The following is a 26,060-nucleotide window of genomic DNA, read 5'->3' on the forward strand; positions in this document are numbered from 1 at the left end:
TGCCTAAAATGATCTTCTTCGGTAACAATCCAGTGTAACCTAGCCTAGGTGATTCACTTCCAGCAATTCTTATTATACCAAAATTGAAGTGTTTACGTTTAAATGTAGAAAAATTACACTTGCACCTTAGGCTCTTCTACCGACTTAACACTTCTCAGCACACGTAACGATAACAGGAAACAGATAGCCAGAACGGCTGCAGCTGAAACATAAGGATAATTAATGTTTACGTCAAACAGTGCACCCGCTACGATCGGCCCAGCGATGTTGCCCAGACTGGTGTATGCGGAGTTCAATCCGGCAACAAACCCCTGCTGCTCTTCAGCCAACTTGGACATCTGGGTACTGATCGCCGGGCGTAAGATATCCATACCCAAGAAGACGGTAAAGGTTACAACAAGGATCAGCCAGTATGTGTGTACAAACAAGGTTAATAATACAAATATAGAGACAAACAACAGGCACACACTGATGACCTTCTTCTCACCAAATGTGTTTAGTAGCCAGCCGATCAGGGATACCTGCACAACTGCCCCCGCAATGGAACCAAACGTGATAATAAACGCGATATCTTTGGTCGTGAAACCAAACTTACGGTCTACAAACAATGAGAATACGGTCTCGTAGTTAGCCAAACCAAAGGCCATAACAAAGACGATGATCAAACTAAAAAAGTAAGGCTCCCGATAGGAGTTTATAAGTTGAGTTACGATACCTGGTGCTTTTACTTTTGCCACACTTTTTTCAGGTGCAGTTTGTTCACTTGTGCTCCGCTCGGATTCGGGCAAAATGATAAGCGTGATAATCGCAGCCAATAAACCAGCAACGCCTGCAGCGTAAAACGGAACCCGTATGCCAAACTCTGCAATATAACCGCCGATTCCTGGTCCAATAATAAACCCTGTCGAGATGGCAGCATTTATGAGCCCCATGCCTTTGCCGCGTTCTTCTTCCGTAGTTATATCAGCGGTGTAGGCCATAACTGCCGGAAAGATCAACGCTGCACCAATACCACCCAGCATCCGGGCAGCGAAGAGCAGATAAGGTGCATTCACCGCACCAAACATAAATTCAGACACCGCAAAGATTAACATTCCGAGAACGATGATTTTTTTGCGTCCCCACTGGTCTGACCAACGGCCTGCCGCTGGAGAGAACAAAAACTGTGTGAAAGAAAACGCCGCGAACAGAAGTCCCATCGTAAAGCCCGTAATATGAAGCAAGTTCATGTAAGCAGGCATGATCGGTACAACCAGACCAATACCCATAAATACGAGAAAAATATTCAACATTAACAGCAGCAGCGCACCCCTGTTACGTGTCAGTAAAGCCATGATTCCATCCTCCATCGTTATCTAATTATGCTGTTTATCCTTGGCAATCCCGTGAAGAAATACACTGGCGGCCTGACGATACAATGCAAGAGCCTGATCAGGCTCCAGTTTACGTGACATTTGACTAAGCCCAATAATGGTACTTTCCAGAATAAGCGCAAGATGATCTACATTTTGCTTGTTGAATTCTCCGCTGTCTATTCCTTCTTGGATCAGCTGTTTATTGAATTGAATGTGCCGCTCAAACAATACAGCGATTCGTTCCTCAATATCATTCTCTTTTTGCGCTCCAGTGAAGAACTCATCGGCCGCTTTCGTTAAAGGATGGTTGATATCATCCATAATGAGCTGTTCCGCCAGGCCATAGATTTTCTCGGTGGAAGTGTGATACAGATGCACTTTGGACTTCCAACTCGCTTCCCATTCCCGATCCCATTCATCAATAAGATAGAGAAAGAGTCCTTCTTTGCTTTTAAAATGATAATATATATTTCCCTTGCTGCTGCCCGTCGCCGCAACGATATCCTCAATAGAAGTTGCTTTATATCCTTTTTGTACAAAAAGGGCTTTGGATGCATCCGCAAGTTTTTTCTTGGTCTGCTCGGACTGGAGCTGCTTTTTATTCAAACTCACTCACTTCACTCCATTCTTATATACTGAACATTCGTTCTGTATTCTATCAAATATATAACTGACCCGCAATATAAAAAGGAGAACTCGCTCTCCTGCGAATTCTCCCTGATAATGTAATATCGCTTGCCTAAGGCCAATTCCATTGCTTTAATTCCATTTGAACCAAGCATCTATTGGTTAATCCTGAACTTCAACGAGTCATGCTATTTTATCTTTTTACCCTGCCCATGCAGTATTTTCAATTGACCATTCTCGTATCCAACTTGGTAGGTCACATTATACCGAGTCGTTACATATTCCCCATCTTTACGTTCTTCAGCAGCAATCACACCGCTTACTTCCATCTCGTCCTTACTCGCGCTCGTAGACGAAACTTTTTCCAGACTTACGTAGCTGGTATTCGAGTAGCCTTCACGGAACTTGGCATAACTCGTGCCGCTCTGCCAATCACTTCCGAGCAAGGCATAGGCAGACACATAATCACTCATGCTCAGGGAGCTGTAAAAGTCAGTAACCAAGGCTTCCGCTTCGGATAAAGCTGCGGAGGACGTCTGGGAAGACGAGTCACGAACTGTCTTCACTGCTTTGGCGTCAGGTGAGCGCTCAGACCATTGCTGAACCTGTTTCAATACACTACTGATGGGGATACTGAATCCGATTCCGCCTTCCTGCTTCACAACCGTCGAATTAATGCCAAGCACCTCTCCCGTCTCGGCGTTAATCAGCGGGCCACCGCTGTTGCCGTTCGTAATCGGAGCGGAGATCTGGTACAGATTGGTGTATATATAAGGCGGTATTTCAAAACTGCGGTCGAGTCCGCTAATAATACCGGTGGTCACTGTATTTTCAAACCCCAGCGGACTGCCGAGTGCAAGAATCTCATCGCCAACCTCCGCTTTAGCAGATGCGATGGGCAGAGGTTCTATTTTCACCAGATCCGGGACTCTGACAACAGCCACATCCGTTTCTTCGCCAAAGCCAATCACCGTACCCTTATATTCCTGATGATCCAAGGTGCGGATCGTCACCTCTTTGGAACCTTCGACGACATGCGCGTTAGTGATGACATCACCCTTGTTATTATATAAAAAGCCGGAGCCCAGACCGTCGCTACTTTCAATCGTAACTACTTTTTTCTGACTATCTTCAATAATCTGTTTACGTGTTTTTTTATCCGTTGTCTTTGAAGTTGCCTTTGCACTGGGCTTATCATCCTGTTTAGAGGAGGCAACAGCCAGTTTGGGCGCGATCGCCAGCTCATCCGCTGTATGCTGATGAATCCAGAACACTCCTCCAGCCCCGGCTCCAATGATAACTGCACTGGAGATAATCGTTCCCCACACACGTTTGCTCATTTTACTGTCCTCCTACTCCACATACCAAGATGCATTCGTAATCGTCACATTTGCTGCTTCATATACTCCATAATAGGAAGTTTCAAAATATCCCTCTGCACCTACATCCAATATAGCCGGATACACATAAGCATCGGTCTCACCAATATAATCACCATTGGAAGTATTGATATTAACAATAAGTGCCACAGACGATATTGGACGTGTTCCCTGGTTAAACACTGACCCGCTAATATGCAAGTCTCCATACTCATCCAGCTCGGCAGACAGATCCGTTACATATACCGCCCCTGTGCGATTGCGAAGCTCCTCCTCGGCTGCCTGCTGCTCTGCAAGTCGAATTCGTTCTTCCTCTGCTTTCTCAAACGCCTTCTTCTCACGCAGGACTTCATCCCGATATTTGGCTAGTTTCTGGTCATCCGGTGCATAAGATAATCCGTTGTCCACCGTTTGCAGTGCTGCTGTAAAATCACGCTTCTTCACTTGCTGCTCTGCCTGCTTGTAACTGATCCCTGCCAGCTTATCTACAATCTGCTTTTGCACAGCTTCGGCTTCCTTGCCACTCAGGTTTGATATCGTTTTGAGTTTAGTAGCCAATGCATCCACAGTTGTTAACTGATCAATTTCTTTTTTCACCTTCAGAACAGCCAAGGTTACCTTTCGATTGTTCATAGCCGCCCTTGCTTTATCAAACACCGGCTCTTGTCGTTCGTTTAATGTTTTTGCCGCAACTTGAATGATTTTATCCGCTTCGGACAGCTTGCCTGTTTTGAGCAAATTCGCGGCTTCGTCCATCTGTTTCCATAGATCATTTGCTTTCGCCGTAATCTGTCTGTCTTGAACAAGCGCTTTTACATCTGGTCTTTGGGCAAGAGCTTTGTCAAGCAAATCCAAAGCTTCTGCGTATTGCCCGCTCAGCGCAGCCTTCTCCGCCTCCATATGCAGCGTCTTCACATGAGCATTAATAAGATTCTCCTTATTATAATAATACGTCAACAACGCGCCCATAATCGCTGCAAGCAGCAGTGGAATTACCCAGAGAAACGGACTGCTCTTGCGCTTACTCTCCGTTCCGGTCGCAGATGCGTTGCGAGGTTCCAGCCCTGCCGGCTCCGACCAGATTTGCTCCTCTGTGGAGCTGACTTGTTTCAGCGGGGTTCCACACTTCTGACAGTGCTTTTCCCCAGAGTTATTTTTCGTCCCGCATATGTGACAATACATCCTGATCCCTCCAAACTAAGCGTATGTATATTGAAATTTGTGATCTGTTGTTGGTTAGAGCTGTTATATGGATACCCACTTTAGAGTATGTGTTGCTTCATATCGGGGTGAATCGACATTTATCATATAGCAAAAAGGTAAAATGCACCATATATTCCTGACGAAAAAACAAAAAAGACCCTCCTGTTGTCAGGAGAGCCTTGGTGTATATTCCTCAAATTCGCCGGATACGGATCTATTCCGTCTGATTGGAAGGAAAAGCACTCATATTGATATAAGAGACTTCCCACAGATGGTTGTCCAAGTCTTGAAAGCTCCGTCCATACATGAATCCATGATCCTGCGGTTCGTTATATGGCTTCGCCCCTGCATCAAGAGCAGCTTGTGCAATGGCATCTACTTGCTCCCGGGAATCAACAGACAGGGCAACGATTACTTCAGCTGTATCAGCCGCATTTGCTATTTTTTTCGTAATAAAGGATTGGAACCGTTCCTCCACAAGCAGCATGACAAAGATATTGTCTCCGACAATCATACAGGTAGCCTTATCATCCGTAAACTGGGCATTAAACTCAAATCCCACTTTTGTAAAGAAATCAACCGACTTCTTCAAATTCTGGACAGGCAAGTTGACAAAAATCTGATTTGCACGAACAGCCACCATCGATCACCTCGGATTCCTAAAATAGATTCCACCCCAAAATATCACCTCGCGTATGCGCTGTCAATTTGGTTAGAATGAAAAACGCGCTTTGGCGAATCCCTGTGGATTCAGCCAAAGCGCGTTTTTTTGTTTGTTCTTTTCACTCATTATAACAGGAATAGTATCACCGGATTACGATTGTGGCTCAAGCTGTAGCTTCTCCAAAAACGGCTTCAGACGATCCACCACATAGTGGCTACCTCCTCGACCATTCACCTCTTCGATCACGGCTGCCAGCAGGAATGACGGCGATTCCGTATCAAAGGTGACGAAAAAGCCATTCTCCTGCCCTTGCTCGCCCTTTTTCGCTTTCAGTTCGGCCGTTCCTGTCTTGCCTGCAAGACTTCCAGTAATAGAGCTAAGTGTATGTGCCGTCCCGCCTTGGCGAGACACAACTTGTTTCAGCGCGTCTTTGACAGTACTGGCTACATCCGGTGTGATGATCACCTCAGGATCAGGGGTTTCTTTTCCAACAATCAATACAGGTTTCACCAGCTTGCCTTCATTCACAAACGGTGTAAATGCTGCAGCCAGATGAATAGGTGACATCAACATCTCCCCTTGACCATAAGACGTATCGGCTAGCAACACCTCGGAAGACAAATCTCTGTGCGCTTCGTTTGCATACTGGCTTGGCTTCAAATACAGTTCATCCAGTCCAAAATTGTTCCCGAACCCAAACTTCTGAATTCCCTCGATAAACTTGGCACTGCCCATCTCCGTCGCTTCCATCGCAAAATAAATATTGTCCGAATACACCAGAGCATCCACCATATTTACAGGACTCAGGCTTTTCACCCGTTTAACATAATATCCGCCCCAGCTGTCGTTCTTCCTCCATTGCAAACCAGAAATATCATGAGTTTTATCCGCTGTTGTTACTTTCTCCATGAGCCCTGCGGCCGCAGTAATTGCTTTGAAGGTTGAGCCGGGAGCGTACCGTGTCGTCACTCGATTGATAAAAGGAAGCTTTTCATTCGCCGAATAGGCATCCCACTCGGCCTGAGTCAGACCGGTTACCATTTTATTCGGATTGTAGGAAGGAGAACTAGCCATCGCGAGCAGGTTCCCGTCCTTGGGATTCATTATCACCATCGCCCCTGCGTCACCGCCTCCAGCCAGTGTTTGATACAGCTTTTTCTGCTGTGCGGAGCTGATGGTTAGTTGCACATCCTTGCCATCCACTGCATCCTTACGAATCAATTCAGAACGAGTGTTGCCCGCTTCATCGGTGATCTCGATCAGACCGCCACGCTCACCGCGTAGCTGCTTCTCCATGGACTGCTCCAGTCCAGCTTTGCCGATCCAGTCTTCTGCACGGTAATAGCCTTCCGTATCTTTGTCCAGGTCTTCCTTGGTAGCCTTGCGTACATATCCGATCAGATGCGCCGCTGCCTCACCAAGCGGATAATAGCGGATTTCCTTGCTTTGCAGAGCAACTCCACGAAGAGAACCGGGTACATCAAACTCCTCCGTGGAACCGATTGGCACAAAAAATTCAGGTTTCACCCAGGTCTGACTGATGGCTTTCTGAATACCTTCGACAGATACGTTGTAATGACCCGCGATGCGAGCAATCATCTGATCCGGGTTCTCTCCCAGCTTTTCGGGAACAATCCCCCACTCATTCATTGTGCCTTGCGTCGCCAGCGGCAGCCCCTCACGATCGACAATATCTCCACGATTCGGAAATAGTGTTTTCACCCGAACTTTGCTTCCCTTCACCATATCACTGAGAATCAGGGATGGCTGCCAGTTAATCTTCCAGATTTTGTTGCCGTCCTCAAGCTCCTGTCGAACCAGCTTTAACGTATGTGTTTCGCTGACTTCGCCCAAAAACGTGGTCAGCTGTAAATTATAATCGGTCTGGTAGAGATCAGGATTACTAGCGGTTTCTTCCGCCTTGTTCTCAACCTTCTCTGGGTGTAGTTCAGCTTTAACGCCAGAAACCTTCATTCCCGAATAGATGGCATTGTATTTCTCAACAAACTGTTCCTTGGTCATACCTGCCTCGGTCAACGAAGCAGGTGACATCAACGAATACAACTGGTTAAACTCTTTCTTTTGCAAATGCTTTATGTACTGATTTACGGTTGTCTGGGGTTTCGCTTCCTCTGGTTTATCATTATTCTGCATATAAAGATACATTCCGATGCCACCTGCAAACAGGATGGGCAGCAATCCGTATAATAATTTACGTTTAGATTTCACGTCACATCACCTCTACTCTATACTATAGATTTCCAGCGCGGATTAAACAATGTAACAAATCTGATGAATTTGTCATTAAAAATAGCCTTAAGCTCACATAATATGTTTAAATAAGAATAGTGAATTACATACTAGAGCTTTTTTGCGATGCAAAAGGCTGAAAAGGAGCCCGATGATGGAAATCAGCTATTTTTTACTCCCAAAAGCCGAAGTGGCCTATATCGAGTCTACCGCTTCCATGAAAGATGCTATTGAGCAGTTGGAATCGCATCACTACACCGCCATTCCCGTAATTGATCCGGATGGAAAATATGTTGCTACTCTGTCCGAAGGTGATCTGTTATGGAAAATGCGTAATACTCCGGGATTGACATTTGATAATATGGATCAAGTGAAGGTCAATGAGATCAGTAATCGCATCTATAATGAATGCGTGTACATCGAAGCAGAGATGGAGGATATGCTGACACTTGCGGCAGACCAAAACTTTGTACCTGTGGTGGATATTGATCGTGTCTTTCTCGGAATCATTCGTCGTAAAGATATCATTGAATATTACACCCGTAACATATCGGATTAGGATTAATCTGGAGTAGCCGTAAAGTCTCATACTGAGTTACTGCATCTGCATGAGAACCCATGAAAAAGACGAGCCAATCGGCTCGTCTTTTTTTGTGCCGTTTCCTGAACATTATGTTCAGAATTCGTTCAGAACGCTATTGTATTATGGACATATTGTTAAACAAGACCCACATTAGTTCTTTCAACATGAATAGAGAGAGGTATGCACCTTGAATCGTTTAAGCACACGCAAAAAATTGCTGGTTACTGCAACGGTGATTATGTCTTGTATTTACGTCATATGGCGTACATTTTTCACCATTCCTTTCGGCCATGGCCCACTCGCTGTGACCGCCGGTCTGGCCCTCCTGATTGTCGAACTCATCGGTATGTTTGAACTGGCTGTGCATTTTTATAATATGACCCGGCTTGAATATCCCGAGTTGCCCGTCGTAGATGAGGCATTGTATCCCGATGTGGATGTTTTCATTGCAACCTACAATGAACCTGCATCCCTGCTCTTCAAAACGATTAACGGTTGTCTCAACATGGATTATCCTGATCCCTCCAAAGTACATATCTATCTGTGCGACGACTCCAATCGTCCCGAGATGCGGGAACTGGCTGCACATATGGGGATCAACTATCTGACCCGTACAGAGCATATCCATGCCAAGGCCGGAAACTTGAACAACGCCATGAAATATACTTCATCACCTCTAATCGCCACGTTTGATGCCGATATGATTCCGAAGCATGATTTTCTGACGTCTTGTGTGCCTTATTTTCTGACAGGAGAAAAGATTGGCTTCGTTCAAACTCCGCAAAGCTTCTATAATCCCGATCAGTTTCAATACAATTTGTACTCGGAAGGCCGAATCCCGAATGAACAGGACTACTTCTATCGTGATGTGCAGGTTGGGCGGAACAAGTCCAACTCCGTCATCTATGGCGGAACCAATACGGTACTGTCGAGGCAGGCACTGGAGGACGTTGGCGGTTTCTACACCGGCTCCATTACGGAGGATTTTGCCACTGGCATTGAAATGCAGAGCAAGGGATATCGTTGTTTTGCCACAAACAAAGTGCTTGCTTCCGGACTTGCTCCGGGCGATCTGAAAAGCCTGATTAAGCAGCGCCAACGCTGGGCACGCGGGTGTATCCAAACCGGTAGAAAAATGAACATCATGTTCAAGCGAGGACTTACCTTTGCCCAAAGACTGAATTATATCTCTTCGATTACCTATTGGTACTCCGGGTTAAAACGGGTGCTGTACATCATGTCACCTATTCTGTTTGCCGTGTTTGGTGTGCTCGTGGTGAAGTGTACCATTCTGGAGATTTTGGTCTTCTGGCTGCCGATGTATCTGTTAACCAATACGTGCTTGCGCATGCTGTCCGGTAATATTCGAACGACGAAATGGACCAATGTGTACGAAACCATCTTGTTTCCGTCTCTGTTGCCTGCGGTCATTCTGGAAACACTGGGCATCACGATGAATAAATTTGCGGTTACCCGTAAAGATGGTGCTCATAACGATCGCAGTTACCAGTTCAAACAGATCATTCCGCATCTGATTCTAGCTGTGTTGTCGGTCATTGGTATTGTGAACTGTATCCACTGGACGTTCAGTCAGGGCACGATCGGTTTTCTCGTCGTTTTATACTGGCTGTTAATCAATTTCTACAACATTATGATGTCGATCTTTTTCCTAAGCGGACGCAAGGTGTTTCGCAATTATGAGCGTGTCCTTGCTGCAGTCGATTGTACGCTGATTACAGAAGATGAAACCCTGTCATGTGTTACTCATGATATTTCGGAAGGCGGGATTGCTATTGTATTCGATACCCCTAGATACATCCCGAGCGAAGCCGAATTTACTGTGCGGTTGGTAACAGATTATTATGCGAGTGAGTTTACAGCCAAAGTAACACATGTGACTTCATTCGGTAACCAGTGGAAATATGCGTTTAAAGTGCATGAGATCACGGAAGCGGAGCAGCGACAGTTGCTGCACATTGTGTATGACCGCGAGCCTACATTGCCTCAGAAACTGGACAAAGATATCAGTACATTCGAGGACATCCGTCTGAATTTTGTAAGACGTGGGCAGGTGGGCATCATGTCCAACCGCAAGTTGGCACGCATTCCGCTGAATCATGAACTGGAAACGTCTGAATATGGAACCATTACGCTGCTGGACTTTAACTATGATTTTCTGCTTGTCGATATGTCTCGTCAGGAAATGGCCTATGAGATTCGTTTGCCTCTTGGCGAAGAACTTGTCCTGGAGTGTGTATGGGTAAAATCGATGCGAAGCAAACATGGCATTCTGTATCGCATCCAAAATATTCAGGACATTGCCCGAAATGGACAAATGCCTTCGCTCGAAGCCCTCTTGAAACAGTGGAATATGGCTTATACAGAGACCGGCAGACCAAAGAGCCCAGTACCAAACAAAAACTTCATCTCGGATGATGAACTGAACGAGATGGCCTATTTATAACGTGGAGGCATAGAAAGCATGAGTACGAAATGGCAACAATGGCTGCTTGTCGTAATTCTCACAAGTTTATGGAGCATCGACACCACTGCTACGGCTTCGGCTCAGCCGGATCAGCTGCAGTGGAGCGAGCGCCCCATACAGGTATGGAATAACGGAGCCAAGGTGCAATCCAGTTTGAATCGTAGCGGCAGCTTACAGATCAACACCTCAACTCAAGGATTGAAAAAGGGATATTACTCTGCTTATGTATATGAGCTACAGAACAGGGACTGGACGGGCTACAGCGAATTAAGATTCTCCATTCGAAGTGATTCGGATCAGACGTTGCCGCTAAACGTTGTCATCACAAGAGCAGATCAATCCACACTCACGGTGTCCGACCAACGTAACGTCATCGTCATTCCCAAAGCGACCAAGGAACCCAAGCTGGTTCATCCGGTGGATGGATTGATTAGACTGGAGCCGCGGTTTGAAGGCGAGGTTCGTGTTCCCTTTTCCAGTCTCATGATTCGAAATCACGCAGCCACGGTTGGCCAAGTCACACCAGGGAAAATCCTGAGCTGGGGTATTACGATGACTACACTGGAAAACACACAGCTGAAGTACCTGGTTGGAAACATCAAGATCGTTCCGGCAAAAGAAGCGACGGCAGAGAACCGTTTGTCCTCTGCAATGATCACCGGAGACAAACGAGTGGTGAAACCCGTGGCTGGTGAATCGGTTGCAAGGTATGCAATTACTGGTTTGTCAACGACAAGTCCGAAAACTTCGGAAACACCGGAAGTAATGTTCCAGCTTGCTGTTCCTGTACAGGGCGTATCCATCACATCCGATGGCCTGCTGACTCTCGGAACCGATGCCGCAAAGGCAGATTCGGTGACTGTTCGTGCTCTGGTGGGTCAGCAATGGAACATCGACTATACCGTTAAACTTGATTCTTCCACGGCGATGCAGATGAAGGAAACGGATGGAACGCCGCGTTTCATCCCTTCGCCTGACCTTGTTCCCAAGGTGCTGGAACCTTCCACCGTATGGTTACAACCATGGATGGAATGGATGATCCGTACTGCTCTTTTTCTTATGGGACTCACCGTGCTTATCCCGTATTGGTTCTGGAGAAGACGGCAGCACAGCTCCCAAGCTGGCAAAGAACTTACGATGAATCATCGCAAGTCCAAGCGACTATTTAGAATGTAGATTCTTTATTTTATCTTCAAGGAGGAAAGGCAGTGCTCTTTTCCAGTGTAATCTTCTTATTTTATTTCTTGCCGCTAGTATTGGGGCTATATTATATGTTGCGATTTTCTGTGACACTCAAAAATATGCTGCTGCTTGTGGCGAGCCTGTTCTTCTATGCATGGGGTGAACCCCGCTTTGTGCTGGTCATGCTGGTCTCCATTGCACTGAACTATGTTTTCGCACTGCTCGTGGACAAGTACCGGGATCGGCGCAAAGCCGCCTATACCATCATTACTGTAATGCTTGCTGCCAATCTGGGCATGCTGTTTGTTTATAAATACCTGGCGTTTGCCCTGCGCATTGTCAATGAAAGCACCGGCTTTGGCCTGAGCATTCCGCATATCGCGCTGCCGCTCGGCATTTCCTTTTTCACCTTCCATGCGATCTCTTACGTTATTGATGTGTATCGTGGACATGGCAGTGTGCAGAAAAATCCATTTTATGTCGCCCTCTATATTTCCTTTTTCCCTCAACTTGTAGCCGGGCCTATATTGCGTTACAACATGATTGCGGATCAGATGATCCATCGCAAAGAAAGCTGGGACAAGTTCGCGGTTGGCTGCTGCCGTTTCATCGTGGGTTTGAGTAAAAAGGTACTGTTATCCAACAGTATGGCTATTGTTGCCGATCATGCATTCAGCATGGGTGGAACAGGTGATATGGCTTCAAGCCTCGCTTGGCTGGGGGCAATTGCCTACACATTGCAGATTTATTTCGACTTCTCGGGTTATTCCGATATGGCCATTGGGCTCGCACTTATGTTTGGATTCAAATTCGAAGAAAACTTCAAATATCCGTATATCTCCCGCTCCATCACCGAATTCTGGCGCCGCTGGCACATCTCGCTCGGTACCTGGTTCAAAGAATATGTTTACTTCCCGCTGGGAGGATCACGCGTCAGCAACAAGGATAAGATGATCCGCAATCTGTTGGTCGTCTGGGGACTCACGGGCATCTGGCATGGGGCCGAATGGACATTTGTCATCTGGGGTTTAATCAACTTTGCGTTCATTGCACTGGAGAAAATATTCAATCTGGACAAAAGCACACGTTTGGCTCCGCTCCGACATTTCTATGCTATGTTCATTGTGGTCATTGGATGGGTCATTTTCCGTTCACCGGACTTGTTACAGGCCGGCAACTATCTTGGCAACATGTTCGGACTCTATGGTAACGGCTTCTGGAGTGATACAACCTGGATGTTCATGAAAGAATACGCCCTTTTCTTCATTCTCGGCATTCTGTTCTCTACACCAATTGCCCTACGGATGAACAAATGGATGGTGGATGGTGTTCGCTTCGGTAAACCACTGGAACTGATCTACCCGGTGACCATCATTGCATTGTTTCTCGTGTGTGTGTCCTATCTGGTCAAAGGCACGTACAACCCGTTTATTTATTTTAATTTCTGAGAGAAGGATTCCATATGCATAGCTTTTTTGCCAAAAAGAGAATCACCGCCTTCCTCTTTATTCTTGTGCTCGTCACGTTATCTATCCTGAATATGATACAGTCCATGGAGCCTATGAAAAAGACACTAGCGGCGGCAGACTACCGTTTCTCCAATGCCAAAGGTATTATTAACGAGCTGGATGCTGATATAAATGAGCATGTTTTTGAGAAGTTTGGTTTCATCGAAGCCTACGGATACTTGCAGTCGCTCATGTGGAAAAACGAAGAGAATAACTTCGAGGTGGTCAAAGATACAGAGGGCAAGCTACACTATACGTACTTTGCTACAGGTCCTACAGATACCAAGGAACTTTCTGAGCGGGTTGCCAAGCTCGGGGCACAATTGGGGGCAAAAACCAAGCTTACCTATGTCATGACACCCGACAAATATGTACGTGGACATACGGCATTCCCGGAAGGTATTCCTTACAATTATAATAATGAAACCGCCGATGGTTTCCTCACCCATCTGAAGGAGGCTGGTATCGACACGCTGGATCTGCGTGAAGGATTGCTGGAGAGCGGCATACCGGCGAAGGATTTATTTTTCACAACCGATCATCACTGGAAAATCAAAACAGCTTTCTGGGCCTTCGGTCAGTTGGTTCATCATCTGGATGGCATGTACAACAAGCCACTCGATCCGAATCATTATTTTACAGATATAAGCAACTACAATGTAATCCCGTATAAGGATTTCTTCATCGGATCACAAGGCCGCAAAACCGGGAAATATTACGCGGGTGATGATGATTTCGATCTCATATATCCCAAGTTCAAAACCAACTATTCTTTTTATTTTAAGACCGGTGAAACGGAAGCCACGTTGAACGGCCGCTTTGAGGATTCGCTTTTAACGACATATCCTTTGAATGTAAAAGGCGCTACCTACGATCTAACCGCCGACAAATACTTTACGTATCTGTATGGCAATCAGGGAATCGTACATGTGACGAATAAAGACAAGGCAAACGGACTCAAGGTCATGTTTATCAAGGACTCACTCGCCGTGCCTATGATTTCTTTTCTCTCAACGGTTGTCTCCGATGTGTATCTGATTGACCCACGGTATTATACGGGAGACATTATAGATTTTGCGAAAAAGACCGCTCTGGATCATATCTTTGTGTCGATCTCTCCTCAAGACCTCGTCGATGAGTTTTTCCCTTACGGAAAGTACAAAACGGAGGGTCACTACACCAGCTCCTCCAAGTAAAATATCGTCGTTCATCGAGTTGGATCGAACATGTAAAAGGGTACTCCCTTGGCAATCATAACCACGGATGTACCCTTTTGCTGTATACCCAAGATAAAACGAATATCATCAAGAATATCCATGTTTACAACAATCATGGTCATCATCTTATACATGCTAACGTCGTATGCTTGGGTATCTCTTCGCTTTTTTACAGCGTCGTCACTTCTGCCATTTCAAAATACCACTCCAGGAAGGCATTGAAATCCGCCCATTGCGGTTTGCTCTCTCTGTTCAGGAAACGTTCAATCGACTCGCCGAGTTCAACCAGCACAACCTCACCAGTCTCGCGATTATAGAAAAAACCACCTTCCCCTTCAAAGCTGTCCAGCGGAATGTAAGCCTCCGGTAATCCAAGTGTAAGCTGCGATATATGCATATCTTGTAAGTAAACCGTATTCTCAATTACCCAACAGATCTGATACAGCTCCTGATGCCTGCTATAAAACGTCGGCCCATCCTCTGCATGCAGGTAGAATTGTGAAAAATCCGAATTCAGATCGATGTCCAGCTTACGCAACGCTTCCTCATATTCAGCCGGCACATCTTCATGCCACCAGCCTTTCACGCGGCAATGTTCAATGACTTTGGTGGATAACATCACAAGCCCCCTCATTCATGTTATACGTCGTTTGATATTTCATCCTGACTCCAACGTTTCTCTATTTAGAGAGTAGCATGATTCTAGAGGACCGCACAAATGAATCGGGTTATTACTTATGGTCCCAGGACACTCCACAACTTTTTTGGGGAGTTGAAATTAGGGATAAAGCTATAGACACTGATATGTATTGGTGAAACTTTCCTCCTGCATCACCGTCTAATAAAGGAATACACCTCAAAGGAGACGACTATGCGAATAAGCTGCAGCCCCGGTTTTCTCGGAAGTATGATCGGTTCTATTGATCTGAGACCAACCAAGCATAACCAGCCCCCGTCCACGACAAGTCAAATTACAGAGCATGTTGATCCGGAACTCATCGCGATCCCTTATGTGACTGATCCCGACTTCGGATCACACTTTGATGCGATGAAGATGATGAATGGTACATATCAGGAAGAGTTTCACGATAGCTATGACGTGGAGTTTACCATCGATGTAGATAAAAAAGGTTATATCACACAGTTTGAGCATACCTTCCCGTTGGAGCGTTATTTGGACTTGATCCGAACGCAGTCATATAACGTCATTCAGACGAACTGGCGCGGACAGTCCTTTCACGTGATGACTTACAGTTATATGGAAGAAGTCATTAACCTTAACAATGTTATTTTCCGATGTACGAACGCAGAGGATGTCTTCGTGGTTGCTGAGCTCATTCCTTTTCGTGCAGGTGGGGTTGTAGAGCAACCGGGCAATCTGTATCTTCACTTTCGTGCGCTAATCTCGGCTCGGGATGACCTGTACCCGATTGATTATATGCGCCAGCCGGATTTCGATCTGAATCTGGACTGAACTAATTGAAGATGAAAGTTATACAAGAGGAACATACGTTATCCTGTGTCTAAGGGTAGCCTTTGTCCTTTTTTTTCGTGCCGCTCTAAATTTCACCTTAAGCAAAATCACCGAAACAGACGATGATATATATAAAGTTACATTACCATATATTTCAGGTGTGTACCGAAGATGAGAGGGGCTTTACAAGAATTATGATGGGTACAAAAATGAAAATCAGTTCGCTGCTTACACTGCTACTCGCCGGCCTATTATTGCTCCTGGGCGGAACACAAACCGCTCATGCAGAACAGGTCGACAGCTTGCTCCCCGAGCGAAGTCAGCAAGAAATCGAGCAAAAGTGGAATCAATGGATGATGGTTGATCCAACGACACCTATGTTTACCGAAACACCTTCCACCGTTTTCCCTTATTCTGCTGGCTCGCTTAATGAGAGATATCTTGAGCAGGGTTTGAATGCTGCCAACTTCTATCGATATATTGCCGGTATGTCCGGTGATCTTGTACTCGACCCAGCATTAAATATGCAAGCTCAGCATGGGTCTGTTGTTGTCTCCACCGGTGGGCAGCTTAGCCACTACCCTGAACAGCCGGCAGATATGCCGAAGGATTTTTTTGATAAAGGATACACCTCCGCCTCTTCATCTAACCTGCATGTCACCACCAATGCTAAATGGAATGTTCTCGCTGGAAGCATCATGGGCTACATGAATGATTCGGGTGCGTCCAATATTGATCAAGTAGGACATCGCCGCTGGGTATTAAGTCCGAAGCTGAAGCGAATCGGATTCGGACTAGCTACTCATCAAGAGGAAGACCGAACTCGTTATTATAGTAATATGCAGGTTTTTGACCAAAGCAGAACTCAGGTTACACCTTATAACTACAGTCTTTTCCCCAATCAAGGTGCCTTCCCGATCGAAGCCTTCGGTGCCCTGCAGGCCTGGTCCGTTCAATTAAACAAGGACGTGTTCGCAGAACCTGAATTGGAAAAGATTCAAGTTGAAATGATCCGAGTCTCTGATCAGCGGAAATGGACATTTAAACAACAAGAGAATACGGAATTCCCTTTGGATTATTACAATGTAGACCCCTCAAACAAACGCTGGTTTGAGCAAGCCTATTTTAATGTCGAGACATCCAACTTCGGCGATAACAGCGCTATTATTTTTCGTCCTGATGATGTGCAGTTGTTAAAAAACGGTGATACCTTCCAAGTACATATCATAGGTCTGCAAAAGAAAGACGGCTCTCCCGCTGAAATCTCCTATACGACACGTTTCTTCCATGTAGACGGCGGGCAGGATCCGACTTTAACCAAGATTACACCTGCAAAATCAAGTCTGACTTTGCGGGTAGGAGACACTGTAGACATCCCCTCCGTAACAGCGATTCTTGGGGATGGAAAGTCATACACTCCGTTTTCCAACCTGACTTACACGGCATCTTCGGATAAGATCGCGATCCGGAATGGTCAGATTGTCGGGACACAGGTCGGTAAAACCGAGTTACGTATCCGTTTTGCGGGAAAAGAAACGGTTGTCCCTGTCATAGTCAAAAAAATGCTCCATTATACAGATATTCAGACTCACTGGGCTAAAGATGATATTCTGTGGGCTATTCAGCAAAATATGGTTACCGGGTATGAAAATGACACCTTCAGACCCAATGCTCAGGTAAGCGAAGCCGAGTTTCTTGCCATGCTGTTTAATATGTATGCCAATTCCAATTACCTGGGGTATATGGATAAGACCGATGCTTCAGGTGCGAACTGGAGTGATCGTTACTATACGTATGCATCGAGACTCAATCTGCCTCTGGAGGCCAGTATTCAGAATCCCAAGCTGCGTAAGCATGCACTCAATCGGGCAGAGGTTGCTGTTATTGTCGCCAGCCTTGGCGGCAGAAATTATGTTAAAGATGAAGATGCCATTCAATATTTGCTGAATATGGGCTACTCCTCTGGCAAAACATCAGCTACAGTCGAAGGTTATGCTGGCAAGGAATTATTCACCCGGGCAGAAGCCGTTGTGTTTCTGAGGAATTTAAAGGGCAGAGGATTCGAACCTTGGGGCAGACCCGAACAAGTCACTGAAGTAGACAATAATGAAAAGCAGGGTAACCTCCCGGATGGTACGGTTCAGGCCGAGTATACTGTCGATCACACCTTGACTTTGCGAGGTACGTTTAAAGCCTATGCCGGTCACACCATTCCAATTGGAATCAACGGTCCTTCGCCAGAAGTACTGCCTATTCAGACCGAAAACGTAACGCTGGATGCAGACGGAAGCTTCAAACTGACGGTCAAGATAAATGAACAAAACACCAAACACCTCAACCTTTACTTGAATGTAAAAGAAGATTACTCCTACTTTATTCGTGTAGAGGAAGGAAAAATGGCAGTTAACGAATACACAGAGAATTGAAATTAACGTTGGTATGTAAAGGGTACCAAAAATAGCCGGGTGATTATTCACCTGGCTATTTTCCTTTTATATGGCCGTATTCATTTTTGACCCCTCTCTACATTCTCCTTCACTCTGAATTCAACAATCTCACGTATCAGTGACTCTGGTAACGGCTCATCCAGTGGAAACTGAACCGAGCCCTTCGCTCCTTTATATCTGGAGAGTTGTTCCTTGAACGCCAGTATACCACTAGGTGCAGGATACAAGCCGATGTGTTTCGTGTATGCGGCAAAATGAACCAGATTCCCATGCTGCGCATATGTAGGCATTTTGTAACTGATCTTTTCTTCTGCGAGCGGAGCCGCATCACGGATGATCTGCCTTAACATCTGTAACTTCAATTGTACATCCGTTGGAAATGCATCAATATATTCATCCACCAGCACCGAATACTGTCTATTTTGATCCATCTTGCACTCCTTCCACCACGTATGTTTTAGTGCGGTTCGCTGCGAGTAATATTGGCTCTATTGTACTTCATATTCATGGAAGAACAACAACTGTTTTCCTTTGAGAAAAAGAATATATTTGATTTTGTGGAGAGATTACCATACAATACGTTTAAACGTTCGAACATTTAAACATTTAAACATTTAATGGAGGCTTACATTAATGACAAACACAAGCAGGACGATTCTTATCGCGGGCGGTTACGGCGCAGTTGGTGCACAGATTGCCCGCATTTTGCATGACAGGCATCCCGATCTGGAACTGTTACTCGGAGGTCGTTCATCTGGCAAAGCCACTCCTTTCGCTTCAGACCGCGTTCGAACGGTCATTGTGGATACTGCTGCACCTGACCCTCTGATCCACGTTCAGGAGAACCTGTTTCTAATTATTAATGCTGTGAATGATTTGCAGGATCGATTGCTCATATCTGCCATTCGGAGAGGCATCCCGCTCATTGACGTGACACGCTGGACAGAAGTATTTCATCAGGCACATCGTTCGGCAAAACAAGAAGAACTACGCTCCCCTGTTATTTTATCTTCTGGCTGGATGGGCGGAACAGCTTCCTTGTTTGCGATGATGCTCGCAGAGAACCTGGATCATGTGGAGATGAATATCAGTGCCTTATATTCGCTCCGGGACAAAGCAGGGCCTGATTCCGTTACTTTTATGGATCGGATGAGCATTCCTTTTCAGATCACCGAATTGAATACTCAGCGTGAGGTCTATCCAATGACTGATCCGCTTCATGTCACTTTTCCTGGAGGATACAGAACGCAATGTTACAGACTGGATACACCCGATCACGTTACGCTCCCGCAGCAGAGCCACATCGATGCTTCCAGCTTCCGCATTGCCTTTGATCATAAACTATCCACCTACGCACTTGCAGGCATGGTCAAAACCGGAATCTGGAAAATGATTAGTGGTGAGCGGTTTACGCCCATCAGACGTAAGTTGCTATATAACCCGGGAAATGGTGGGGCTCATCATCTCGTCATTGAACTGAATGGTGTCGATCACTCGGGCAAACAGGTGAAGCGTAGATTAACCGTCTCCGACCCCCTGGGGCAATCCCATCTCACAGCACTCGGTGCTGCTGTTCAAGCTGACAAGCTGCTTCGATTGCCTGCAGACCAGCCGATGGCTGCAGGAATTTATTATCCTGAGCATTGGCTGGATCACCAAATGGATCGGGATGCTGCGGTACAATTTTACACAGAACATGGAGTCCAACTGGCTTAATCTAAAGCGTCATAGCCCTTCCATTGCGCATCAGATAATCTTCTTTTTCCTTGTAATCCGGCATAATGCTACCTAACCGTCTCCAAAACGAGCGGTCATGATTCATATGATGAATATGGCATAGCTCATGGATAATGACGTAATCAATGACCTCTAGTGGCGCCATGGCAAGGCGGTAATTAAACGTCAGCTTTTTATCCCAGCTGCAGCTCCCCCATTTCGTCGGTGAGTCTACGATGTCGATCGACTTTGGCTTCACCTTCAGCTCCTGCTGATAACGTGTAATTCGCTGACCTATCATACGTTTGCATTCGGCAAAGTAAAACTTTTTTAGATTCGCACGCAGCTCATCTTCGGTAAATCCCTCTACCGGGATTAAATCTTGCAGGGCATAAGCCTTACCGAAGAGTAAAAATGATCCCTTGCCCTCTTTTTCGTATTCCTTGGCCTGGGGACCGTCCATTACCTGCTGCATCCGGGCTGACTTTTGTAGAATCTCAGCTCCGTGCTGCATAACCAGTTGCTGGATCACTTCCTCACTCGTGCCGTTCGGCGCCTTAATGGTGACCATATAGGGCAGATCCATAGTGATGGAAGCTTTTTTTCGTTTGCCAAATTCAATATGACATGTAACAATTTGCCCCTGGATTTCGATGGTAATCATGTTTGTGGTACTCCATTTCTGTAAATTGAGCTGTTTGTCGATGCTTGTTTACAGCTGTGATTGTTCTTGTTCATCTATGATGAAGTGTTATTTTGTTTCACGTTGTCTTAGAGATTGTATACCAATATTCAGATGTTTGACATCGGAACAACCCCAATTGAATTTTTTATTCATTTATATGTATTATTATTTAATCCAATCATTACATCGTTTACGTATCTTACCGGGAGGATGAGCAGAATGAATGCAATACAGGATAACCATCGTCACATTGAAGAACTGACACTCAACCACTGGCAGCCTTTATCCACCTCTCTATATGACGGCTGGGTGCTGCGTTTTGCCAATGGATACACGAAACGTGCCAACTCCGTTCAAGCGATCTATCCTTGTACTCTGGATGTGCATGAAAAGATCATGGAATGTGAGCGAATCTATACGTCCAACCAGTTAAATACGATTTTCAAAATTACACCGTTCGTTCAGCCAGCAGAGTTGGATCAGCTTTTGCAGGATAAAGGTTATGTCGTCGTGGATCGAACCCTCGTACAGCTTCGCAATTTAGAGGATCTGAAAGCTCCTGAGCATTTGGCGGTCCACATCAATGAGCAGCTAACAGACGAATGGTTGAAACATTTCTGCCGTTTGAATGCGGTCAACGAAGATTCTCAAGATACGATGACACAGATGCTCTTCAATGTTCGTGCCAAAACGGGATTCATTACGCTGTCTGTCGATGGCCTTGTGGCAGCCTGCGGGCTTGGTGTAGTTGAGCGGGGATGCATTGGACTGCATGACATCATTACAGATCCATCCTATCGTAATCGCGGTCTGGCAGAACAGATGATCCTGCATCTGCTGCACTGGGGAAAACGCCATGGTGCTGTTTCAAGTTATCTGCAAGTGGTCGAAAACAATGCACCCGCACGGCGGCTATATGCAAAGTTAGGTTTTACCGATGCCTACTCGTACTGGTACCGTGTAAAAGAATATATCCGGTAATGTTTCAACGCCATATAAAAAAGGGGCAAAGCAAAAGCGCACTGCTTCGTCCCCTTTTTTTTGTTGAACCTGATGGAAGGTTACAAAACCATAACGATACGTTCGCCAAAAGTGGATCTCCGGATTATGGACTAACCGTACCACCATTAGCATTCAACGTCTCTCCGCTCACATAGCTGGATTCCTGGCTCGCCAGAAATACGTAAGCCGGAGCCATCTCGGCAGGTTGTCCTGCACGTCCAAGCGGTGTATTGCTGCCGAATTCGGCCAACTTCTCAACGGGCTGCCCACCAACAATCTGCAGCGGTGTCCAGACTGGCCCTGGCGCGACAACGTTCACACGGATGCCTTTGCTGCCAACCTGTTGGGCGAGCGCTTTACTGAAGGTGTTAATCGAAGCTTTTGTCGTTGCATAATCCAGCAAAATCGGGGACGGTTTATACGCCTGAATCGACGAAGTATTGATGATCGAACCGCCTGCTTTCATATGTTTGACTGCTGCTTTGTTGAGCCAGAACATGGAATAGACATTTGTTTTGAATGTGGCATCGAACTGTTCTGTCGTTAGATCTTCAATCTGCTCGACAAACTGCTGTTTCCCGGCTACATTAGCTAAAATATCGATGCCGCCGAGTTCTTTGACCGCAGTTTCGATTAACTGTTCACAGTATTTCTCGTCTCTTAGATCTCCGGGAACAGCTATGGCTTTCCGTCCTGCTTCCTCGATTAACTGCACAACTTCCTTCGCATCCGCTTCTTCCTCTGGTAGATAGGAGAGTACAACGTCTGCCCCTTCACGTGCATATGCTATTGCCGCCGCACGGCCTATTCCGCTATCCGCACCGGTAACGACCGCTTTACGTCCCGTAAGTCGGCCGCTGCCTTTATAACTTTTTTCACCACAATCCGGAACCGGAGTCATCACACGCTGCAATCCTGGCTCAACCTGCTGTTGTTTCCACTCCGGAGTTGCCTTCGGATATTGTGTCTTTGGATCTTGAATCGAATGCTGATCTTGCGTCGCCATAATTCATTCCTCCTCGGTTGGTATTTATGTGTTGTGAATTTTCGTTTGTGTAAAGGTTCACTCTTTCCTTTGTAACCGAGATGCCTGTCATTTAAACTGCAAAAAAAACACTCCACGCACATATTGGACTCTTCACAGGTCACCCAATATGTTCAAGGAGTGCTTTATAGTCGCCACACATGCGACTGTATCATTTGGTTAAACGTAATAACGGATTACACTACAGATGTAATTATTGTTTATTTGGGATCATTTACTTTGGATTGCCGGCTACCTATGCCAAATACATAATAACCTACCACCACAATCGCCATAAACGTCGCCCCCACAATCAGCGGCAGACGTGTATCCGGATTGAAGGCCATACCGATAATGACCAGAATCAGATACACGATGATGATGTAATTGCTGATCGGGAACCATTTGGACTTGAAATTATGCTCCGCCAAATCATTTCCCCAGCGCTTTCTGAATCTGAATTGACTGAAGGCCAACGCGAACCAAGGCACCATTCCTGGGAGTACACTTGCACTGTAGATGTACAGGAACAGCTTCGAATCCGGCATCAGATAGTTGAGCACAACTCCAATCAGAAGCAGGGAAATGGTCACCACGATACTGTTGCGGGGAACCCCGCCTTTGGATAACTTTTTGAAAAACGCAGGTGCCTGCCCATTCTCAGCAAGCGTGTATAACATGCGTCCTGCGCTGTAGATCCCACTGTTACATCCTGACATCGCCGCTGTCAGCACCACGAAGTTAATAATACCCGCAGCTGCAACAATGCCGACTTTGGCAAAGGTAAGCACGAATGGACTTCCCGTCTCGCCTACCTCATTCCACGGATACAGCGTCACGATCACAAATATCGCACCTACGTAGAAAATGAGAATCCGCCACACAATGTTTTTGATCGCTTTGCGCAGCGTATGTTTCGGATTTTCGGCTTCGCCAGCCGTAATCCCGACCATTTCTACGCCCTGATAGGCCGCCGTTACGATGCATAGCGCAAAGAGGAATCCCTTAATGCCTCCAGGGAAGAAGCCCCCATGACTAATCAGATTAGACAAACCGATCGGCTGCCCTCCATTACCCCATCCGAAGAAAATAAGACCTGTTCCGATGATAATCATAGCCACAATCGCGGTCACCTTAATCATCGCAAACCAAAATTCAAATTCTCCATAGAACTTGACCGCTGCCAGATTGGCTGCCGCAATAATGAATACCCCGACCAGCGCAGGAATCCACTGCGGAATATCCGGGAACCAATACCCTACATAAATCCCGATTGCCGTAACTTCGGCCATGCCCACCGTAATCCACAAGAACCAGTAACTCCAGGCCGTGAGGAATCCCGCAAGTGGGCTGATATATTTGTGAGCAAATGTCGCAAATGAACCGGTCACCGGCTCCTGGATCAACATCTCCCCCATAATACGCATGACAAAAAAGATAATGATCCCGGCCAGTAAATAGGCCAGCAGTACAGATGGCCCAGCCCATTTGATCGTGCTTGCCGATCCCATGAACAACCCGACGCCAATCGTACCGCCGAGCGCAATAAGTTCAACATGGCGCGGTTTAAGCCCTCTCGATAGTCCTTTTGATTCCAAGTGATTCTCCCCTTTTCTTAAATCAGCTTCCAATTGTCATCCCATCAATCTATTCACATTAACGCAATGCAGAATTACTTCATAAAATTGTACGAGATGTGAAGCAGAAATACAATATGGATTATGAGGAAGTAAAGAACAGCTATGTTACTGGAACCTTTCCAATGGGAGTCACGTATGATTTTTAATGCCCTTTACCAGCTGATCCATGAAAATTAAAATAGGAGGATAAAGATGCCAAACTTGTTATTGATCTTATTTCTGTTTAACCTTTCCCTATTTCTACTGCATGAAATGGATGCTATCCGACGGTCCGAATGGAAATTGTTTATCGTGTTAAAAGATATGGAAGAAGAAAAAGCATATACATATTTCACCTGGATTCATCTTCCACTGTATACCATCATCTTCTCACTTCTTTTCAGTTCCTATCAGACCATAACATTCTGGGTACTAGATGTATTTTTTATCATACATACCGTGTTACACTTCTTTTTCGAAAAGCATCCTCAGAACGAATTTAAAAATAGGTTCTCCAGATCATTGATCTATCCAATGGGATGCATTGCGCTGATTCATTTAATATTCCTTATGTTGAAATAACCATACTAATCATTAGGAGGGTTACACATGCAACCAGAACAGATGGAAAAAGCCGAATTATTTGTTTCTAACACCCTGATTCTCAAGAAACCATTCAAATGGCAGCACCCGATCATGCGTCGTCTGGCAGCCTTGCTCTATGTGGTGGAGAATAAAAGTATAGATCCAGAAACCATTCAGCAAAGCAATGACTTGATGAAGCAGCATACTAAACGTTTCTCTGCATTTAGAGGCCCTTCCTCCTTTAATATTGCAGCTATGCTTTCTCTGACAACAGATCAACTTACAAGACTACAACATACGATTCAAGTCCACGACTTGATGAAAGAGATCAAGTTCCGCAACTCGGATTACCTGGTGATGGCTGCCTATCAGATCGCTGCCCAGGTGTCGCCCGATCAATTTCAGCATACCGTGGGACGTGCCAAATCATTCTATGACCGTATGAAAAAAGAGCATCCCTTCCTCACAGGACATGACGACTATATTTTCACAGCAATGTTAGCCCTCTCTAATCTGGAAGTGGACACGGCTGTGGAGCGCATGGAACAGCTTTACCGGGAGTTAAAACCAATGTTCTCTGCGAAAAATAGTGTACAAACACTATCACAGATCCTCGTTATAGGAGATGGCCGCGCTGAGGTCAGTGAACGTCTACTGGCTTTAAGTGAAGCTTTCCGCGCAAGGGATCATCGGATGGACAAAACAAACACCTTGCCTTCACTCGCGCTCTTTGCATTATTGCCTTCGGAGATAGATTTGCTGGCAGATCAGGTAGTGGAGACCTACGACTGGTTACGAACCCAAAAAGGTTTTGGGGCCTGGTCAATACACAAACAGGAATTGCTGTTATTCTCATCTGCATTGACTGCGATTCAACATGTAGAAAGTTTACAGAATGATATCCTCACAACTTCCATGTCCACAACGATCACTAATATTATCATCGCCCAGCAAGCTGCCATGGCGGCAGCAGTTGCTGGAGCGGCAGCCGCGACCGCTGCCTCTTCCACGCAATCATAGTTGATATCGAGAGTGCAAAATTGAATAGTGCTATA

Annotated in this window: 23 protein-coding genes; 11 read left to right on the top strand and 12 right to left on the bottom strand. The window is 45.8% G+C overall.

Annotated elements, in window-relative coordinates:
* Positions 1-113 precede the first annotated feature (113 nt).
* From ACR8BL_RS12115 to ACR8BL_RS12140, 6 genes are all read right to left on the bottom strand, one after another.
* Positions 114-1,334, bottom strand: a complete 1,221-nt coding sequence (locus tag ACR8BL_RS12115; protein WP_434752836.1) for an MFS transporter — start codon at positions 1,332-1,334, stop codon at positions 114-116.
* Positions 1,335-1,355: 21 nt separating this feature from the next.
* On the bottom strand, positions 1,356-1,961 hold the full coding sequence (locus ACR8BL_RS12120; RefSeq protein WP_434753103.1) for a TetR/AcrR family transcriptional regulator: 606 nt from the start codon (positions 1,959-1,961) through the stop codon (positions 1,356-1,358).
* A gap of 209 nt (positions 1,962-2,170) precedes the next feature.
* Positions 2,171-3,322, bottom strand: coding sequence for a S1C family serine protease (locus tag ACR8BL_RS12125; protein WP_434752837.1), 1,152 nt, complete (start codon positions 3,320-3,322; stop codon positions 2,171-2,173).
* 12 nt (positions 3,323-3,334) lie between these two features.
* A complete protein-coding gene (locus ACR8BL_RS12130; protein ID WP_434752838.1) occupies positions 3,335-4,543 on the bottom strand; it encodes a hypothetical protein in 1,209 nt (402 codons plus the stop codon).
* Positions 4,544-4,778: 235 nt separating this feature from the next.
* Positions 4,779-5,204, bottom strand: a complete 426-nt coding sequence (locus ACR8BL_RS12135; protein ID WP_434753104.1) for a VOC family protein — start codon at positions 5,202-5,204, stop codon at positions 4,779-4,781.
* A 174-nt stretch (positions 5,205-5,378) separates the two neighbouring features.
* Complete coding sequence (locus ACR8BL_RS12140) at positions 5,379-7,457, bottom strand: penicillin-binding transpeptidase domain-containing protein (RefSeq protein WP_434752839.1); 2,079 nt, start codon at positions 7,455-7,457, stop codon at positions 5,379-5,381.
* Positions 7,458-7,632: 175 nt separating this feature from the next.
* Between ACR8BL_RS12140 and ACR8BL_RS12145 the strand changes: the two genes are divergently transcribed.
* From ACR8BL_RS12145 to ACR8BL_RS12165, 5 genes are all read left to right on the top strand, one after another.
* Positions 7,633-8,037, top strand: coding sequence for a CBS domain-containing protein (locus ACR8BL_RS12145; RefSeq protein WP_434753105.1), 405 nt, complete (start codon positions 7,633-7,635; stop codon positions 8,035-8,037).
* Positions 8,038-8,248: 211 nt separating this feature from the next.
* On the top strand, positions 8,249-10,525 hold the full coding sequence (locus ACR8BL_RS12150; protein WP_434752840.1) for a glycosyltransferase: 2,277 nt from the start codon (positions 8,249-8,251) through the stop codon (positions 10,523-10,525).
* Between the two features lie 18 nt (positions 10,526-10,543).
* Complete coding sequence (locus ACR8BL_RS12155; RefSeq protein ID WP_434752841.1) at positions 10,544-11,722, top strand: hypothetical protein; 1,179 nt, start codon at positions 10,544-10,546, stop codon at positions 11,720-11,722.
* Positions 11,723-11,754: 32 nt separating this feature from the next.
* Entirely contained in the window at positions 11,755-13,176 is a 1,422-nt protein-coding gene (locus tag ACR8BL_RS12160; RefSeq protein ID WP_434752842.1) for an MBOAT family O-acyltransferase, read from the top strand.
* Between the two features lie 14 nt (positions 13,177-13,190).
* Positions 13,191-14,432, top strand: a complete 1,242-nt coding sequence (locus ACR8BL_RS12165) for a DHHW family protein (protein ID WP_434752843.1) — start codon at positions 13,191-13,193, stop codon at positions 14,430-14,432.
* An 11-nt stretch (positions 14,433-14,443) separates the two neighbouring features.
* Here the strand turns inward: ACR8BL_RS12165 and ACR8BL_RS12170 are convergent, their stop codons facing one another.
* The gene (locus ACR8BL_RS12170; protein ID WP_434758354.1) at positions 14,444-14,587 is read right to left on the bottom strand and encodes a hypothetical protein; all 144 of its coding nucleotides are present in this window, start codon (positions 14,585-14,587) and stop codon (positions 14,444-14,446) included.
* Between the two features lie 35 nt (positions 14,588-14,622).
* The gene (locus tag ACR8BL_RS12175; protein ID WP_434752844.1) at positions 14,623-15,072 is read right to left on the bottom strand and encodes a hypothetical protein; all 450 of its coding nucleotides are present in this window, start codon (positions 15,070-15,072) and stop codon (positions 14,623-14,625) included.
* A 252-nt stretch (positions 15,073-15,324) separates the two neighbouring features.
* Here ACR8BL_RS12175 and ACR8BL_RS12180 point away from each other — a divergent pair, with 252 nt between their 5' ends.
* Positions 15,325-15,927 (top strand): hypothetical protein, encoded by a 603-nt coding sequence (locus ACR8BL_RS12180; protein WP_434752845.1) that lies wholly within the window; start codon positions 15,325-15,327, stop codon positions 15,925-15,927.
* Between the two features lie 194 nt (positions 15,928-16,121).
* Positions 16,122-18,353, top strand: a complete 2,232-nt coding sequence (locus tag ACR8BL_RS12185) for an S-layer homology domain-containing protein (RefSeq protein ID WP_434758355.1) — start codon at positions 16,122-16,124, stop codon at positions 18,351-18,353.
* 80 nt (positions 18,354-18,433) lie between these two features.
* Here the strand turns inward: ACR8BL_RS12185 and ACR8BL_RS12190 are convergent, their stop codons facing one another.
* Positions 18,434-18,805, bottom strand: coding sequence for an iron chaperone (locus ACR8BL_RS12190; RefSeq protein ID WP_434752847.1), 372 nt, complete (start codon positions 18,803-18,805; stop codon positions 18,434-18,436).
* 202 nt (positions 18,806-19,007) lie between these two features.
* Between ACR8BL_RS12190 and ACR8BL_RS12195 the strand changes: the two genes are divergently transcribed.
* Positions 19,008-20,090 (top strand): saccharopine dehydrogenase, encoded by a 1,083-nt coding sequence (locus tag ACR8BL_RS12195; protein WP_434752848.1) that lies wholly within the window; start codon positions 19,008-19,010, stop codon positions 20,088-20,090.
* Between the two features lies 1 nt (position 20,091).
* On the opposite strand, the gene ACR8BL_RS12200 is transcribed toward ACR8BL_RS12195, so the two are convergent.
* Positions 20,092-20,751 (bottom strand): M48 family metallopeptidase, encoded by a 660-nt coding sequence (locus ACR8BL_RS12200; protein ID WP_434753106.1) that lies wholly within the window; start codon positions 20,749-20,751, stop codon positions 20,092-20,094.
* A gap of 243 nt (positions 20,752-20,994) precedes the next feature.
* Here ACR8BL_RS12200 and ACR8BL_RS12205 point away from each other — a divergent pair, with 243 nt between their 5' ends.
* The gene (locus ACR8BL_RS12205) at positions 20,995-21,756 is read left to right on the top strand and encodes a GNAT family N-acetyltransferase (RefSeq protein ID WP_434752849.1); all 762 of its coding nucleotides are present in this window, start codon (positions 20,995-20,997) and stop codon (positions 21,754-21,756) included.
* 124 nt (positions 21,757-21,880) lie between these two features.
* On the opposite strand, the gene ACR8BL_RS12210 is transcribed toward ACR8BL_RS12205, so the two are convergent.
* Both ACR8BL_RS12210 and ACR8BL_RS12215 read right to left on the bottom strand, forming a co-directional pair.
* Positions 21,881-22,783 carry an SDR family oxidoreductase gene (locus ACR8BL_RS12210; protein WP_434752850.1) on the bottom strand — a complete coding sequence of 301 codons (903 nt, stop codon included), beginning with the start codon at positions 22,781-22,783 and terminating at the stop codon, positions 21,881-21,883.
* A 239-nt stretch (positions 22,784-23,022) separates the two neighbouring features.
* A complete protein-coding gene (locus tag ACR8BL_RS12215) occupies positions 23,023-24,399 on the bottom strand; it encodes an amino acid permease (protein ID WP_434752851.1) in 1,377 nt (458 codons plus the stop codon).
* 234 nt (positions 24,400-24,633) lie between these two features.
* On the opposite strand from ACR8BL_RS12215, the gene ACR8BL_RS12220 reads away from it, so the two are divergent.
* The gene (locus tag ACR8BL_RS12220; protein WP_434752852.1) at positions 24,634-25,002 is read left to right on the top strand and encodes a DUF6713 family protein; all 369 of its coding nucleotides are present in this window, start codon (positions 24,634-24,636) and stop codon (positions 25,000-25,002) included.
* Between the two features lie 27 nt (positions 25,003-25,029).
* Positions 25,030-26,025 (top strand): DUF4003 family protein, encoded by a 996-nt coding sequence (locus ACR8BL_RS12225; protein ID WP_434752853.1) that lies wholly within the window; start codon positions 25,030-25,032, stop codon positions 26,023-26,025.
* The last annotated feature ends 35 nt before the right edge of the window (positions 26,026-26,060 follow it).

The sequence above is a fragment of the Paenibacillus amylolyticus genome, assembly GCF_051136285.1.
Lineage (GTDB): Bacteria > Bacillota > Bacilli > Paenibacillales > Paenibacillaceae > Paenibacillus > Paenibacillus amylolyticus_F.